Raw genomic sequence first — 15,864 nt, 5'->3', positions numbered from 1 at the left:
ATACGCATTTAAGGCGACTCAAGCTACTGTAGTAATCATGGGAAAAGTTGCAGCGAACCACTCAGGCACAAAGGCTTCTGACAACGAGCAACTTGGTAACAAGACACCCCACGCCCAAAGGCCACGCAAAAATAAGCCCCATACCAAGGCCTCCCCCACAAAACGTCGCACCAAGCGAGCCAAGGGTTGGGTGCCAGACCAGCACGGAGCCTGGTTCATGGTTACGGTGCCGGCTCTCACTGGCGTTCTACTGTCCCCGAGTTGGACTGCTGTTGCCGTATTGCTTACGTGGTGGTTCGGCTATTTCACCTTCTTCGCAGCAGGAATCTGGATTCGATCCCGCTTCCGCGACACTAACCGGCCTCCAGTGTTCGCATACGGAGCACTTACTGCCCTCGCCGGCATTGTGGCTCTCCTCGCCGATTCGACCCTTATCCGCTGGATTCCAGCATTCTTACCACTGGTCGCCATAGCAGTGCACGAAGCGTGGAAGCGCCGCCCCCGTTCACTCCTTTCCGGAGTCTCAACGGTGATTGCGGCATGTCTGATGACGCCAGTTGTTGCGTCGGCAAGCAGCGGCGGCTTCGGACATCACGCAGCCTGGGTTGCGTTCGCCGTGTACGTGGCGTTCTTTGTAGGCACGGTCCCATACGTGAAAACCCTCATCCGCGAACGTGGCCATCGCAACTGGTTGATCGGCTCGGTGACCTATCACGTTGGAGTACTCATTGCCTCGATCATTGGAACGGCAATGGGGCTCGTCCACTGGTTTGCAATTATCGTCGCGGTAGTTTTGGTCGCCCGGTCGTACCTTATGCCGTACACAGGCGAACGCCGCAACCAGCCATGGCGTCCGAAAACGGTCGGGCTAATCGAGGCAGTCATTACCGTCCTCGTGGTTGCGGCGGCATTGCTCTGACCGCCGTTGCTTTTGAGCAACGCGGCCACGCGCAGCACTACTTCAACGTTGCGCGAAGTGCTTCGACATCAACATCGGCGGTGGACTCAGGAACGAACGCAGCATTGCGATCCTTATCCACAAGCACTGCGCGGACACCTTCAACGAAGTTTGGATGACGACGCATGTACTCGCCCAGCTTCAGCTCATTGTCCAGAGCCTCGCGGACGGTGATATCGCCAGCGTTTGCAGCGTAAAGCTCCACTGCGGCAACGTTCGACAGAACCGCACCTGAAGACAGCAGCTTCTGGAACTCCTCCACGTGCTCCGGCGAGCACTCCTTTGCAGCATCTCCTGCACCACTGGCAGCATTTGCCAGCGCCGATTCCATCTCAGCCCAAGTATTGAACCCGAAGATCGCTTCGATGCATGGACGCATTGCCTTGATCTTGGACTCGCCAAGAATCTCTGCTGCCTCAGCGTCGCTCTTCGCGAACTTTGCCAGTGCTGCATCGATGCCCTCGGCGTCGAGAAGCTCCTGGAAATCCTCCAGATCACCGTGTGCAACGAAGTGCGTGCCCCACCCTGCGTACAACAGGTCAGCTGCATTCAGTCGGTAGCCGGTAAGGCCCGTGAAACGCGCGATAGCCTTTGAGGAATCGCCATCCTGCGTCTTCACATGCTGCGAGAAGTGAGTAATACCCACATCAGGAACGAAACCGATAGCAGTCTCCGGCATAGCTGCGCTTGCTCGCTCAGTGATAATGCGGTGGGTACCATGCAGCGAAACACCCAGGCCACCGCCCATAGCAATGCCATCGATGATGGCTACGTACGGCTTCGACTCGCCGAATTCCGCGATACCGGCGTTCATGACGTACTCGTCGATGAAGAACTTCTCGCACTCATCGAACTGCTCATCGAGGATCTGCTGACGGATCGTACGCACATCGCCGCCTGCACAGAATGCCTTCGGGTGATCCGAGTACAGGACAATCTGCTTCACGACGTCGTCGTCACGCCATTCGTTCATGGCGGACGTAATTTCGTGGACCATCTCCAGGTCCAAAGAGTTAAGCGCCTTCGGGCGGTTGAGGAGCAACCGTCCGGAGACGCCGGAAACCTGTGCCACGACAGAGGCGGACTGCTGTGAGTTATCAGAAATCTGAGTCATGCCTCACAGTGTTACACACCACTAACTATTTGTGGTTGGGATTACAGAAATCCCCGCAGGCAAAAAGGATTTACTTCCGTGTAGCTACTTCTTGGAAGACTTGCTCTTCTTGTCCGACTTCTTGTCAGTCTTTTTCTCGGACTTTTTGTCAGTCTTCTTTGCAGGCTTCTTGCTCGTCGCCTGCTTTTCCAATTTCGCTGCCACATCCGGTACGTAACGGAACTCCGTGCGTGGTGGACGCTCATAGTTCGACTCGGATTCTGGTCGCTGCGGAATTTCTGGCACGTTCCATTCGATGTGCTCGTAAGGAATGGTGTTCAGCAGGTGATTGATGACATTGATGCGCGAACGCTTCTTGTCCTCCGACTCGACCGTGAACCAGGGTGCCGATGGGATGTCGGTGTGAATGAACATCTCATCCTTCGCGCGAGAGTAGTCCTCCCAGCGAGTAATGGATTCGAGGTCCATTGGAGACAGTTTCCAGCGACGCAAAGGATCTTCACGACGAGACGAGAAGCGCTTAACCTGCTCTTCGTCCGATACTGAGAACCAGTACTTGCGCAAGATGATGCCGTCTTCAACAAGCAGGCGCTCGAAAATTGGGGCCTGGTGCAGGAAGCGACGGTACTCCTGAGAGGTACAGAAGCCCATGACGCGTTCGACGCCAGCTCGGTTGTACCAGGAGCGGTCAAAAATGACGATTTCACCAGCGGTTGGCAGACGCTCAACATAACGCTGGAAGTACCACTGACCCTGTTCACGAGTCGTTGGCGCAGGAAGCGCCTCAATACGACAAGTACGTGGGTTCAAGTACTGGGTGATGCGCTTGATCGCGGAGCCCTTACCGGCTGCGTCACGACCTTCCATCACGATTACAACGCGAGCACCGGTTTCTACGACCCACTGCTGCATTTCGACGAGTTCAGCCTGGAGCCTTTTGAGCTCCTTTTCATAGGCGACTTTGTCGAGCTTCGGTGGGCGCTGGCTGTCATCCTTGGTCATGGTAAAAATACTACCTGCCAGCGCCTACCCTTTGACAATCGGGTTTGGCGGTAAATACCGCCTAAGTGAAGGTTATTTACGGGTGTAATAGCGCAAGGTGATTTGCGCAGTGAGACCCGCGAACACCATGCCGATCAGGATAATGATCGGCGCCACCATCCAAATGTCGGCATTCGTGACCGGCGCTACGAGTTGAGCGCGGTAAATATCCTGCATTGCTGGATCGACGACTGCAGCCTTGCCCGCAAACAGGCCAGCCACACCGAGTACGCCACCAAGGAACGAAGCAATAACTGCTTCCAGCACAAATGGTGCTTGCGTGAACCAACGGGTCGCACCCACCATCCGCATGATGTCGACTTCCGTGCGACGAGAGTATGCAGCGATCTGCACCATGTTTGCAATCAAGAAGACTGCGGCCAGTGCCTGCACACCGGCGATCAAGAACGCTGCGTTTCGAACGGAGTCAAGGTTCTTTGCAGCGTTATTAACGTCGTCACGCTGATCCGTGACGTACTGCACTTGCGGCATGTCTCGAACCTGATCAAGCGGAGAGGTGTCCGTCGGATCGTCGAGACGTACCAGCAGCACCGCTGGCAGTGATTCTGGAGTCGCGCTCGCGACTAGCTCAGGATCGGTTTTCTCAAACATCTTGGTGAAGTGCTCGAAGTTTTGTTGACGATTGCGGAACGTCACGGACTCAATGCCGTCCGTGCTTTCCAGCTTCGTCTTTACCTCGGCACATTCCGGCGAAGTACAGCTCAGATCGTCCGATGAAACGGTATCGCTCAGCTCTACCTGCACCTCGACGCGATCAAGGTACATGTCCTTCGTCCGGTTGGTCATGTCAGTGACCAGAATTCCGGTCGCAAGCAACGCGAGAGAAATGGCAGTGGTGATGATCATCGCAATGGTCATCGTGAGATTTCGGCCAAGGCTGGAAAATGCTTCGCCAAGCACGAGACGAGTTTTCATGATGTTGACGTCCCTCCTTTTCTTCTTCTACTAGCGGCCAAGTCCGTAGACGCCAGTGGCGTCATCACGGACCAATTTGCCGAGGGACAGTTCCAACACACGACGGCGCATTGCATCGACTGCGCCGCTATCGTGGGTCGACATAATGACGGTCGTACCCAGACGATTGATGCGGTCAAGCAGCAACATAATGTCCGCAGAGGTATCAGGGTCGAGGTTGCCTGTTGGCTCGTCGGCAAGCAGAACCAGCGGACGGTTCACAAATGCGCGCGCAATAGCCACACGCTGCTGTTCACCACCGGAGAGCTCATGTGGGTAGCGATTCGCCTTGCCTTCAAGCCCCACCATTTCGAGGGTTTCTGGGACAGACTTGGCGATCTTGTCCTTGCTCTTGCCGATCACCTGCTGCGCGAATGCCACGTTCTCGTAGACCGTCTTCTTGGGCAGAAGTCGGAAATCCTGGAAAACATAGCCGATGCGCTGACGCAATTTTGGCACTTGCCGATTAGGCATGGCGGCGAGGTCCTTGCCAGCCACCAATAGCTTGCCGGAATCTGGCTTTTCTTCACGCACCATCAAACGCAGGAAAGTGGACTTTCCTGATCCAGACGGCCCAATGAGGAAGACGAATTCACCTTTGTCGATAGTGACAGAGACGTCGTCGAGAGCCGGTCGCGTAGACGTGGAATAGGTCTTTGTTACCCGGTCGAATGTGATCACATCTAGCCACTCTAGTCACACAGGCAACACGGATCACAGTTTGGCGGGCAGCGCCACCGCTACTCTCCCCCAGTTTGCTGTGCCATTCGCCAACGAATTCCGGCCTCCAAGAAGCCATCAATGTCGCCGTCCAACACAGCTTGAGGGTTATTCACCTCAAAGCTATTCCGCAAATCCTTCACCATTTGATACGGATGCAACACGTACGAGCGCATCTGGTTACCCCACGACGCATTTCCGCCCGCGCCGAGCGCGTCCATTTCAGCCTTTTCCTCTTGGCGCTTGCGCTCCAACAACTTCGCCTGCAGGACACGCAGCGCAGAAGCCTTGTTCTGGTGCTGGGACTTTTCGTTCTGACACGTGACGACGATTCCCGTCGGCACGTGAGTAATACGCACTGCGGAGTCCGTCGTGTTCACGGACTGACCGCCAGGACCGGACGATCGGAACACATCCATCTTGATATCGGTCTCAGGAATCTCGATCTTGTCTGTCGTTTCCACAACCGGTAGCACCTCGACCTCTGCAAACGAGGTCTGACGACGGTTCTGATTGTCAAACGGCGACAGCCGCACCAGGCGATGCGTGCCCTGCTCTACCGACAAAGTTCCGTAGGTGTATTCACCGTGTACAACGAAGGTTGCCGACTTAATGCCGGCTTCTTCTGCGTAGGAAATGTCGTAGATGTCTACCTTATGGCCAGCCTTTTCTGCCCAACGGACATACATGCGCATCAGCATTTCTGCCCAGTCTGCAGCGTCAACGCCACCAGCACCGGAGCGAATGTTTATGACGGCTTCGCGCTCGTCGTATTCACCGGACAACATCGTCTGCACTTCCAACGACTCGATTGCAGTCCGAATTTCAGCGCGTTCTTCGTCGGCCAGCTCACGCGCCTCGGCGGCAGCTTCTGCGCTCTCGCCTGCTTCTTCATTGGCAAGCTCGTACATCACCGGCAGGTCGTCGAGACGTTCGCGCAACGCGGTGATCTTCTTGATCTTCGCCTGTGTTGCCGACAAGTCACTAGTGACCTGCTGTGCATGATCAGGGTCGTCCCACAACGACGGATCCGCAGCTTGATCTTCCAACTCGCGAGCACGAGTAGCGAGTTCCTCCAGATCCACGACCTTTTCAATAGTGGTCAGAATGGAATCGAGGTTGGCCAGGTCAGCATTCACGTCGGGATTAACGGGGGCATTCACGGCATCCACTGTAGCGCCCTGCACCTTAATAACTACACAGACCGTGCAGGTTCTGCAGTTTTCGGCACAATGGAACGTATGACGGAGAACAAGTCTGAATCCTATTCCTTGGCCGAACAAGCTGATTTAGCTACAGCAGTTGTGCGTCGTGCAGCGTCTCTAGCTGCCCGCATGCGAGCTGACGGGCTGGAAACCGAATTCAAGACTTCTATTTCCGATGTCGTGACCGAAGCTGACCGTACTGCCGAGAAACTCGTTGTCGAATCATTGTCCAGTTTGCGTCCGCAAGATGGAATTTTGGGCGAAGAAGGCTCGGCCAAGTATTCCGAATCTGGTTTGACGTGGGTTATCGACCCCGTCGATGGCACCTACAACTTCACCACCGGTTCAGACTATTGGTGTAGCGCGATCGCCCTTGTAGAAGGCGATCCAGAGAAACCAGAGCGAGTCATTCTTGGTGCCGTCAGCCGTCCGGCGACGGGTGAAACGTGGGTCGGTGGCCCTGATTTGCCCACCACTCGCGTGGAGGCGGATGGCACCCGCACGGAGCTAACCATTCACGATGCGACATTGAACACAGTGTGTGCTGGAACCTACTTGCATTCCACTGCTATCGATCCTGACTCACACACCCCCGAGGACATCGATTGCGCTCGCCGCTGGGCCGACGCGACGTCCCGCTTTGCGACGTGGCGGGTGATGGGGTCAGCGTCGATCGATTTGGCCGGTGTCGCAGATGGTCGCCTGGGGGCATGGTTTCAGCGCGATGTCGCTCCATGGGATTGGTTGCCGGGTTATGCCCTCGTGTGTGGCGCGGGTGGCGTGGGCACGCTCGCGGGCCGTTGGCGCGTGGCCGGTTCACAGAGCAGCGTGGCCGAGTTGGCATCAATCCTGGGTGACAGCCCTACCGTAGACTGAGGCCATGACAAATTTCGCTGATGACCTCGCTCTTGCTTTGAAGTTGGCCGATACCGCTGATGCCTTAACTATGTCTCGTTTCGAGGCCGCTGATTTGAAGGTGGATTCAAAACCAGATCTTTCGCCTGTGTCGGATGCGGACATCGAGTGTGAACGTCAGCTCCGGGACATTCTTGGCACCGAACGCCCTGATGATGAAGTCTTGGGCGAAGAGTTCGGTGGCGACGCTATTTTCGACGGTCGTCAGTGGGTTATCGACCCGATCGATGGCACCAAGAACTTTGTGCGCAACGTACCCGTGTGGGCTACGTTGATTGCTCTTCTGGAAGACGGTAAGCCGGTCGTTGGTGTCATTTCTGCCCCTGCACTTGGGCGCCGGTGGTGGGCTTCCGTGGGTGAAGGCGCGTGGAAGACTTCGATTGGTCAGGACAAGCCAAAGCAGATTCACGTCTCGGGTGTCGAGCAGGTGGCGGATTGCTCGATTTCGAATTCGTCGCTCAGCGGTTGGCAGGAGCGCGGCCTCCGCGAGAACTTCATTGCATTGACGGATGAGGCGTGGCGCTTGCGCGCATACGGCGACTTCTTCTCGTATTGCCTGGTCGCAGAGGGTGCCGTGGACGTGGCAGCCGAGCCTGAGGTTTCGCTGTGGGATCTCGCTGCTCTCGACATCGTAATCCGCGAGGCTGGTGGCACATTCACGTCACTTGCCGGCGAAGCTGGCCCCCATGGTGGCGACGCCGTGGCCACGAACGGTCTGCTTCACGACGTCGTGTTGAGCAAGCTTACGAAGTAGCTTGGGTGGCTACGTCGTAATGCGTAGTCCTTGACCTGCACCCGGGTTGGCGTTGATGTCAGCGAAGATGGCATCAATGGATGTCACCAAGGTTGGAGCGAAGAGTGCACCCTGAAGTGGGGTGACGCATGCTGGCTGGAGACGGGCACCACGGATCATTCCGACGAGAGTTTCGCCTTGGAACACAGGGGCGCCGGAGTCACCTTGGCTCGCGCACACCTGGGCTTCGATATTCGCTGGCTTCGGATTGGCGACGTCGATAGAAGTCCACGCTGGGCCACATGTTTTGCCTGTGGCGATACCAAGCTTGCACAGTTCGGATCCTGGGGCTGGCAGTGGTCCAGTCTGTGAAATGCGTGCGTTGTTGTAGTCGGCAGTGAGTTCGGCACGGTCATCGAAAACGATGACGGAGTAATCGAGTTCATCATTTACACGCTCGATGGTGCCAAATGGGCCAACTTCGATCGCGTCCATGGAGCGAACTGCAGTACCAGGTCGACCGCAGTGCCCTGCCGTGATGCCGACGAGGCGGTCTTGATTGTCCCGACCTGTAACGGTGACGGTGCAGACTTGCTCTGCTTCTCCATAGCCAACAAGCAGCGGTGTACCTGGGCCAACAAGGACACGTCCTTGGTTAGCGAGCTCTGTAGCTGCTGGTGGCGCAGTTGGCGAATCAAAGAAGCTGCCTGCAATACGGTTATGAACATTGCCGGGAGAGAGCGCCATGATCTTTGACACCAAGTCATCGCGGACAGGATGCGGATACATCGTGTCCTGGTTTTGAGTGTCAGATGGTGCAGGATTGGGGTCTGCCACTACAGCAGGTGCAAATCCCACGGCTGCCGTGAGGGCGATTGCGCAGCTTGCTAGTAGCCGGGAAGCTGTTTGCCCTTTGGAACCGTACTCGGAATCTCGCACCGTATCCTCCTGCGAATGAATTTTTCTGATTTTGAACGCTTCACAATTGTGGTCGATGTGTTCAGAGATAAGCAAGTGCAGTGGAGCACTTAGCTGCGTTTTGGCAGTAGCCGGGGTGATTATTTTGCCCTTTAAGGCGTACCCTCGGTCTGGCCTGTGAAATTCGATTGCGGAGTGACGCTTGCCTCAAAAGCAACATGATGATGCGCCCCGAGCGAATCCGCGAGAGACACGCGAAAAAGAAATCTCCCCCATTCAATCACTCCGTGGAGTGCTGAATGAGGGAGTCTTCTACAACTTTTAGTTACTCACCTCGCTAGAGGCGGTCGGCTTAGGAGTTGCGGCGGGATGCACGCATTGCAACTGCACCTGCGCCCATCATTGCTGCAGCTGCAGCAGCGATGCCTGCAACTTCAACACCAGTTACTGGCAGGGTTGCCTGCTTAGCAACAGTTGCTGGCTTTGCGGATGCTGGAGCAGCTTCCTTTTTCACGATGATCGTCTTCACGACCGGCTTTGCGGCGTCACCCTTAGCTGGAGCTGGGGTTACATCAACCACCTTGACTGGAGAAGGCTTCTTAGCATCGTCGTCCTTGCCTGGCTTCTCGTCATCCTTGCCTGGCTTCTCGTCATCGTCGCACTTATCGTCGCAGTCTGGCTTTGGAACGATAGTTACGTCGATGTCGATGTCACAACCTGGCTTATCGCACTCAGGCTTACCTGGCTCCTTGGTTGGTTCCTCGGACTCGGTTGGCTCTTCAGACTCGGTTGGTTCCTCGGACTCAGTTGGTTCCTCGGACTCAGTTGGCTCCTCGGACTCAGTTGGCTCCTCGGACTCAGTTGGCTCCTCGGACTCAGTTGGCTCCTCGGACTCAGTTGGCTCTTCGGACTCAGTTGGCTCTTCAGACTCGGTTGGCTCTTCAGACTCAGAAGGCTTCGGCGTGCACCATGGGTTGCCGGTGTTCTCGCCTTCGCCACAGTTGGCACCCTGCTGGTCATCCTTGGCGTCGTCGTCGTTTGGTTTCTTGCCGGAATTGTCCTTGCCGTCGTTCTGACCTTCGGTCTTCTCAGGCTTGCCCGGCTTGTCCTTGTCCTTGGAAGGCTTCTCGGTTGGCTCCGTGGTTGGTTCCTCGGTTGGTTCCTCGGTTGGCTCCTCGGTTGGCTCCGTGGTTGGTTCCTCGGTTGGCTCCGTGGTTGGTTCCTCGGTTGGCTCCGTGGTTGGTTCCTCGGTTGGCTCCGTGGTTGGTTCCTCGGTTGGCTCCTCGGTTGACTCAGCAGTAGCGGTATCGCAGCCAGCTACGCCCTTATTATTGCCATTCTTGCAAGGAGCACTGTCTGGACCATGGTTGGTGCCATTACCAGCACCATTAGAGTCCTCAGAATTACCGTGATCGCCATTGCCAATGTTGGATTCGACACCGGAATTGCCAGTATTGCCGTTGCCATTATTTCCAGATGGATCAGCGAAAGCAGCACTTGCACCGGAAAGCATACCTACGGCGAGCGCACCTGCAGCAACGATCGAAGAAAGCTTCTTCATAATGAACCGTCCTAAATTGAACTGGATTAAATTCGGGCTCACAACAAATTTCACGGACGAAGCTCTCGAATAGTGAGCTAACACACAAAGCGAAGCCACTACCAATAGATTTTCGTAGACCATCCTGCTGGCCTAGCCCTCAGAAAAAAAATATAACTGAGCAGCAAAGGAAATGCTGATCACCATTAAGCGAATAATTTCATCAATGCAGACAATCCATATTCCCACCTGCATTTACCGGGTGACTAATTATATTTTCCGCCATTCATTTCGGGGGTAAAGAAACGACACAATCCCCAACAAGAAACCCACACTTCACCAATTATTAACCATTTTCCAACCCCCCACCGACGTCGCCGCCAACAGCGAAACTTCCAACGAGACTTCCAGCCAAGACCCGCAACAAAGCCATGCCGCACCCCAGTCAATCAGGCCATTTACAAAAGCCAACACCAACTACTGCGCCAGCCCCATCAACTGAAGCAGAAATCGATAATCACTTGTCGCGGCCACGACTTCGGGCCGATACATTTCCGAAGAAGTGAAAGGTGTTCAAATCGATAAATGTCCGCAATTAATTTACTTCAAATTAACAAATTTAACATTTGCCACATTGGCAACATGGGCCACATTGTGTCCGCTTCTCAATTCCCCAACATTCCCCAATGCAAAAATCCCGATCCACTTTCATGAACCGGGGGCTTTTAAAATTGGTGGCGGGGACAAGATTCGAACTTGCGACCTGTGCTGTTATGTCGTCCGTTTTTAGTAATCAATGAGATGGCTCCACGATCCATCCTCGCCAGGGCCTACTGTAACCTCCGCAGTACCACCGTTCATATCTTTGCACCAGACACGATCGGCGGTGCCAGCGATACCACACGACATGGTGTATGTCTTGCCAGTTTCTCGACTAGTCGCTGTCACCGGCCAATAAGCTTCTGGATGAGTACCTGCCGTGGCAAGCATTGCTACTTCCATCGCGAAGCCACACGACGTCGATGCTCCTGCGACAACAGGTTGGCCGAACATCGTGCCACAAGTCCCGCCAATTTGACTGTCAGATGCCGACTGCCGCCCCGCTAGACCAGACCGTTGGGCGGGCAGTTTCTCTTTCGCTCGCCCCTGACTATCTGCTTTCTTAGCGTCGGACGATTCACCGAGCGTAGGACTCGGCATTTTTCCTGTGCTGTTACTCCCAACGCCTGAGCCGCCCGTTTCACCGGCTCCCATTGCAGAATCGAGTGATTCACTCTGCCCGTTGTTGGAATCAATATCCGTTGCTGTCGCCGTTGCAGAATCGAGTGATTCACTCTGCCCGTTGTTGGAATCAATATCCGTTGCTACCTTCTCCGACGTTGCCGGATCATCGTTGCCACAGGCGACGATACCGAGAACCATGAAACTCGACATCGTTGCAGCCAGGGCGCCTCGCCTGAATTTCGTTCTTAGTGATGACAAATAAACCACGTTCCTGTCGACAAAAGTATGAATGAAAAGAAACGTCAAAAACGTTTCAGAAATCTCTTTAATCAGAATACTGATGATTCACAGCAATGATTAAGATTTCCCGAAAGAGGTAGACCAACAGCCACCCCTATCGAGGCATAACCACTGATCAGCACCGCTGACCAATGAGAACGACAATGAATGGAGCCGTGTCCTAAAACGTGGTTTCATTCGAACTCTTAGCATTTAGTTCATACCTAACTGGTTACGAAGAGTTATTTTTACTCCGCATGACCCAATAAATGCTGCGTCGGCGTGACCACTACCGCTAACATGCTATGAGGGCGCTGTGCCGTATCAGCGGTCATTTACTGTTCGCTTGGGTGCTCTGGGCGCTCACGGCGCTGCTGTGGTGCTAGGGCTGGCGCTGGTGGGACTGCCGACCTTCGCGATGTTCGCCGGTGTTGGCTTTAATCCGATTTGGGAGTGGGTGCTGTCCTACAACTTCGTCGGCAAGGTTGTCGCCACCGTTGCCATCCTCGCGGTGTACTTTGTTGTGTTCTTGGCGATGTACGTTCTGTCGCTAGCGATGCTTGAGGATCGGGTAGGCGAAAAGTGGTTCGACGGGCTGAAAACAAAGGCTAGGAAGATGTGGACATCACACGACAGCTGATGTGACGGCGGTCACAAAGTTGACGTCGATGAAGTGATAGAGGGTCGCATAGAGGGCCTGTAGCAGGTCTGAAGTAAAAATAAAGCCCCCCACCGGAGCATATTGCCTGGTGAGGGGCTTACTTAGTGGCGGGGGCAGGATTCGAACCTACGACCTCTGGGTTATGAGCCCAGCGAGCTACCGAGCTGCTCCACCCCGCGCCGACTGCTTGAATACTGTAACACTGGAACCATACAGATTCCAAATCACCGCGTTCTACAGCAACTGTCAACTTTACGACGTTTCCTCAACAGCATTAACTCTGCATCGGTCGTCGTTGCCAACGAGGTTAAACCTTAACAGGCCAGTACACGCTTTGACCAATCCCCTGGTCATCGCACGTAACTGGCCTGTCACAGTCAGCAGTCGTTAGGTGTTTCTCACCAACAATTGCCTAATCCTCGCGTATTCCGTTACTGGCCATTTGCCTTCTGGTAGTCAGCGGCGGCCTTATCGAGCTCTGCGAGGGCTTCACCCTGCACAGCGTAGTCTCCCGACTTCTGCGCCTCTTCCAGCTTCTTCAGCGCGTCCGAAATGCGACCAGCAGCCTCGTCGCGGGCAGCGGTGTCAACCTTGCCGTCCCCGCCATCTTCTGGTGCCTGCGGATTCTCCGCTTCGCCTTCCTTAGGGGCATCTCCCTCTGCTGGCTTCGGCCCGTCGTCACGCTTGACATCCTCGCCCGCAACCTTGGTAGTCGCGGAAGGATCGATGCCTACCTGCTCCAGAGCTTCACCAACGGTGGCTCCATAGCCAACCTCACCGCGGTAGCTCACGAGGACGCGCAGGAGCTTAGGGAATGCCGTTTCCTGGTCCTTACGTTGCGTGTAGACAGGTTCGACGTACAGGATTTCGCCATTACCCACTGGCAGTGTGAGCAAGTTGCCGTTGGTCACAACGTTGGTGCCCTCGAGCAAGGTACGGTCTTGTGCCACCTGGTCGGCGGACATCATGGTGTCCTGTGCCTGGCGAGGACCCATCGCCTGCGTATTCGTTGGCAACGCACGAATGGTGATCTGTCCGTAAGTGCCAGGGTCCGATGAAGCCGACATATGCGCGGATAGGAACTCACGCTCCAAACCACGGAACGCGGAAATCAGCTGGAATGATGGTTCCCCGGTCTTTGGATCCGATGCGATGACGTAGTACGGCGGCTGCGACAGCCCCTCCGACTCTGGAGCTGTTGGATCCGAAGGAACAGACCAGAATGCATCGTTCGCAAAGAACACGCCTGGGTCTTCAACGTGGTAGCGCGCCATAAGTTCACGCTGCACCTTGAATAGATCCTCTGGGTAGCGCAAGTGCTCCTGCAGCTCTGCCGAGATTTCAGACTTCGGCTTTACGACGCCAGGGAATACGCCCTGCCATGCTTTTAGCACAGGGTCCTTCTCATCGTATTCGTAAAGCTCCACGGTGCCGTCGTACGCATCGACGGTCGCCTTGACCGAGTTACGAATATAGCTGACATCTGAGTTCGGCAGCGGACGTGGAGTTCCGTCAGGATTCGTTGAGTCCTGAGTCGTCTCCTGCAAGCTGGTGCGCTCGGAATATGGCATTTGCGCAAGCGTGGTGTAGCCATCGACGATCCACTTCAGTCGGCCTTCGATGACAACTGGGTACGTGCGAGTGTCCGTCGTCAACCATGGAGCAACCTTTTGCACACGGTCACGAGGGTCACGGTTATAGATGATCTTGGTGTCGTCACCGATACGGTCCGTCAGCAGGATGTTCATTTCCTGGTAACGAGCCGCGAACATTGCCCGCGAGAAGAAGTTGCCCACTCCAACGCCACCAGCACCGTCGTAGGTGAAGTTGCGACCATCGGCATCGTATTCGAAGTCCTTACCATCGCCGTTACCCCCAACGATGGCGTAATCAGCTGGAGTGTTGGCGATCACCGGACCGTAGTAGATACGTGGCTGCTTGAGATTCAAATTCATGCCGTTCGGATCCTCGGACTCGAACAGGTCGGCCACGGTGTACAGGGGGTACCCGCCTCGCGACGAGCCGGACTCTGCAGCAACTTCATCCACTTTGTTTGCAGGAGCCGCGATGAAGCCATTGCCGTGTGTGTACACAGTGTGGCGGTTAATCCAGTCAGTCTGATTGCCCTGCAAAGTTTGCGGGTTCAGTTCACGAGCAGCTACGACGAAGTCCTTCATTTCGCCGTCTACTTCATACCTATCGATAGCCAGGGTGTCCGGGAAGCCGTAAAAGTTCTTCAGCTGACGCTGCTGAGTAAAGGTTCGTGGCAGTACTTCCGGATCGAGGATACGGATATTAGACAGCGTTGCCTTGTCCTTGGCAATTGAGTCCGCGCCCTGTTCTGCAGCCTTCTCGTCTTCACCATCTGCCATTGGGGCTCCCCAGTTGCGGTCGATGGTGACCTTGTCGTCGGTAAGCCCGTAGTGATAACGAGTCGACTCGATATTTCGAGCGATGTACTCGCGTTCCTTCGAAGCACGGTTAGGCGACACACTGAACTGTTCGACAGCCATTGGCCACGCAACGCCGATCACAGCTGCAGAAACGAGCATCAGCACTGTGGCCATTGCTGGGATGGAAAGATTACGCAAGAAAATAGCTGCAAAGAATGCCGCAGCGACGACAATAGAAATGACCAGCAAGACAATCTTTGCTGGCAACAAAGCATTGATGTCAGTGTACGAACCACCGGTGAATGTAGCGTGACGTGCATTCAGCAGTTCATAACGGTCCAGCCAATACGACACTGCTTTAAGCAGCATGAAGACACCGGCCCACGAAGCAAGCTGGGCGCGCGTGACGTTTTGGACGCGGGTCTTTTCCCCAGTTGTCGGGTTACCTGCACGGATACCGCCCAGTAGGTAGTGCGTCAGCAGTGACATGAGAAACGCGATGACGACCGACATCACTAAGGTATCGACGATGAAGTTCCAGAACGGCAGCTCGAAGGCGTAGAAGCCAAGGTCCTTGCCATACTGCGGGTCCGCATGACCGAAGCTCTGTCGGTTGAGGAACAGCTGAGTTTCGCGCCAGTTTGCCTGCCCAATCAAACCGCCAAGAACACCGAATACAGCCGGGATACCGACCATGACCGGCTTCACGCTGGATTCGGCAAGTTTTCGGTACATTGCCGGTGGCGATTCCGGGTCAATTGGGCCAATATTGTCCGGTCGCCCGCGCCAGGCTAGCCACATTGCTAGCCATACCAGCCCCGCGACTATCAGCCCAACCACAATGAATAGAATCAGTCGGGTTATCCAGGTTGTGGCAAACACCCCGCGGAAGCCGACTTCACCGAACCATTGAAAATCGGTATAAATATTGACCATGATCGGAACCAGCATGGCCAGGACAGCGAGCACCATTACGGTACTGGCGAGCCATCCTGGTTTTCCGGATCCGGTTCGTCGTGGTCTGGCCATATTGACAGACAACGGCACTCCTTGATGTCACGAATTGTTGTTGACCTCTACTCTAAAGAAGAACGTGCGCAATAGAACAGCCAGATTGGGTTATGACCTTCGCCCGTAGCGAACGCATTAGATTCTTCTCGTCGGCGTATACCTATCTATATAGGTTTC

13 protein-coding genes and 1 tRNA gene are annotated in these 15,864 nt (G+C 55.1%); 4 read left to right on the top strand and 10 right to left on the bottom strand.

Translation table 11 applies throughout. The annotated features are described in order from the left end of the window. Window positions 1-190: 190 nt before the first annotated feature. Window positions 191-919: a YwiC-like family protein gene (locus tag WG938_RS07410; protein ID WP_339979640.1), complete on the top strand. Its 729-nt coding sequence runs from the start codon at window positions 191-193 to the stop codon at window positions 917-919. Between the two features lie 37 nt (window positions 920-956). Here the strand turns inward: WG938_RS07410 and WG938_RS07405 are convergent, their stop codons facing one another. From WG938_RS07405 to prfB, 5 genes are all read right to left on the bottom strand, one after another. After that, a complete protein-coding gene (locus WG938_RS07405; RefSeq protein WP_339979270.1) occupies window positions 957-2,072 on the bottom strand; it encodes an enoyl-CoA hydratase/isomerase family protein in 1,116 nt (371 codons plus the stop codon). 84 nt (window positions 2,073-2,156) lie between these two features. Further along, on the bottom strand, window positions 2,157-3,074 hold the full coding sequence (ppk2, locus tag WG938_RS07400; RefSeq protein ID WP_339979268.1) for a polyphosphate kinase 2: 918 nt from the start codon (window positions 3,072-3,074) through the stop codon (window positions 2,157-2,159). A gap of 72 nt (window positions 3,075-3,146) precedes the next feature. Further along, entirely contained in the window at window positions 3,147-4,049 is a 903-nt protein-coding gene (gene ftsX / locus WG938_RS07395; protein ID WP_339979266.1) for a permease-like cell division protein FtsX, read from the bottom strand. A gap of 30 nt (window positions 4,050-4,079) precedes the next feature. Next, window positions 4,080-4,769, bottom strand: a complete 690-nt coding sequence (ftsE, locus tag WG938_RS07390; protein WP_339979264.1) for a cell division ATP-binding protein FtsE — start codon at window positions 4,767-4,769, stop codon at window positions 4,080-4,082. A gap of 59 nt (window positions 4,770-4,828) precedes the next feature. Continuing rightward, the gene (prfB, locus tag WG938_RS07385) at window positions 4,829-5,971 is read right to left on the bottom strand and encodes a peptide chain release factor 2 (protein WP_339979262.1); all 1,143 of its coding nucleotides are present in this window, start codon (window positions 5,969-5,971) and stop codon (window positions 4,829-4,831) included. Between the two features lie 69 nt (window positions 5,972-6,040). Here prfB and WG938_RS07380 point away from each other — a divergent pair, with 69 nt between their 5' ends. Further along, complete coding sequence (locus tag WG938_RS07380; protein ID WP_445228216.1) at window positions 6,041-6,889, top strand: inositol monophosphatase family protein; 849 nt, start codon at window positions 6,041-6,043, stop codon at window positions 6,887-6,889. A gap of 4 nt (window positions 6,890-6,893) precedes the next feature. Then, window positions 6,894-7,682 carry a histidinol-phosphatase gene (hisN, locus tag WG938_RS07375; RefSeq protein WP_339979257.1) on the top strand — a complete coding sequence of 263 codons (789 nt, stop codon included), beginning with the start codon at window positions 6,894-6,896 and terminating at the stop codon, window positions 7,680-7,682. Window positions 7,683-7,691: 9 nt separating this feature from the next. Here the strand turns inward: hisN and WG938_RS07370 are convergent, their stop codons facing one another. The 3 genes from WG938_RS07370 to WG938_RS07360 form a co-directional block, all read right to left on the bottom strand. Next, the gene (locus WG938_RS07370) at window positions 7,692-8,600 is read right to left on the bottom strand and encodes a trypsin (protein ID WP_339979255.1); all 909 of its coding nucleotides are present in this window, start codon (window positions 8,598-8,600) and stop codon (window positions 7,692-7,694) included. Window positions 8,601-8,931: 331 nt separating this feature from the next. Then, window positions 8,932-10,140 (bottom strand): PT domain-containing protein, encoded by a 1,209-nt coding sequence (locus WG938_RS07365; RefSeq protein ID WP_339979252.1) that lies wholly within the window; start codon window positions 10,138-10,140, stop codon window positions 8,932-8,934. A gap of 765 nt (window positions 10,141-10,905) precedes the next feature. After that, on the bottom strand, window positions 10,906-11,553 hold the full coding sequence (locus WG938_RS07360; protein ID WP_339979249.1) for a hypothetical protein: 648 nt from the start codon (window positions 11,551-11,553) through the stop codon (window positions 10,906-10,908). 385 nt (window positions 11,554-11,938) lie between these two features. Here WG938_RS07360 and WG938_RS07355 point away from each other — a divergent pair, with 385 nt between their 5' ends. Beyond that, entirely contained in the window at window positions 11,939-12,262 is a 324-nt protein-coding gene (locus tag WG938_RS07355) for a hypothetical protein (protein ID WP_339979247.1), read from the top strand. Between the two features lie 126 nt (window positions 12,263-12,388). Here the strand turns inward: WG938_RS07355 and WG938_RS07350 are convergent. Both WG938_RS07350 and WG938_RS07345 read right to left on the bottom strand, forming a co-directional pair. Next, a tRNA-Met gene (locus WG938_RS07350) sits at window positions 12,389-12,462 on the bottom strand. Between the two features lie 252 nt (window positions 12,463-12,714). Further along, the gene (locus tag WG938_RS07345) at window positions 12,715-15,717 is read right to left on the bottom strand and encodes a UPF0182 family protein (protein WP_445292901.1); all 3,003 of its coding nucleotides are present in this window, start codon (window positions 15,715-15,717) and stop codon (window positions 12,715-12,717) included. Window positions 15,718-15,864 lie beyond the last annotated feature (147 nt).

It is taken from the genome of Corynebacterium sp. H113, from assembly GCF_037572315.1.
In the GTDB taxonomy this organism is placed as follows: Bacteria; Actinomycetota; Actinomycetes; order Mycobacteriales; family Mycobacteriaceae; genus Corynebacterium.
The sequence above is the reverse complement of the archived record's forward strand: the minus strand, read 5'-3'. Positions and strand labels throughout refer to the sequence as shown.

Coding starts and splice junctions, on each gene's coding strand:
- WG938_RS07405 (WP_339979270.1), bottom strand. CDS start 2,072: ATGACTCAGATTTCTGATAACTCACAGCAGTCCGCCTCTGTCGTGGCA.
- ppk2 (WP_339979268.1), bottom strand. CDS start 3,074: ATGACCAAGGATGACAGCCAGCGCCCACCGAAGCTCGACAAAGTCGCC.
- ftsX (WP_339979266.1), bottom strand. CDS start 4,049: ATGAAAACTCGTCTCGTGCTTGGCGAAGCATTTTCCAGCCTTGGCCGA.
- WG938_RS07380 (WP_445228216.1), top strand. CDS start 6,041: ATGGAACGTATGACGGAGAACAAGTCTGAATCCTATTCCTTGGCCGAA.
- hisN (WP_339979257.1), top strand. CDS start 6,894: ATGACAAATTTCGCTGATGACCTCGCTCTTGCTTTGAAGTTGGCCGAT.
- WG938_RS07365 (WP_339979252.1), bottom strand. CDS start 10,140: ATGAAGAAGCTTTCTTCGATCGTTGCTGCAGGTGCGCTCGCCGTAGGT.
- WG938_RS07360 (WP_339979249.1), bottom strand. CDS start 11,553: ATGTCGAGTTTCATGGTTCTCGGTATCGTCGCCTGTGGCAACGATGAT.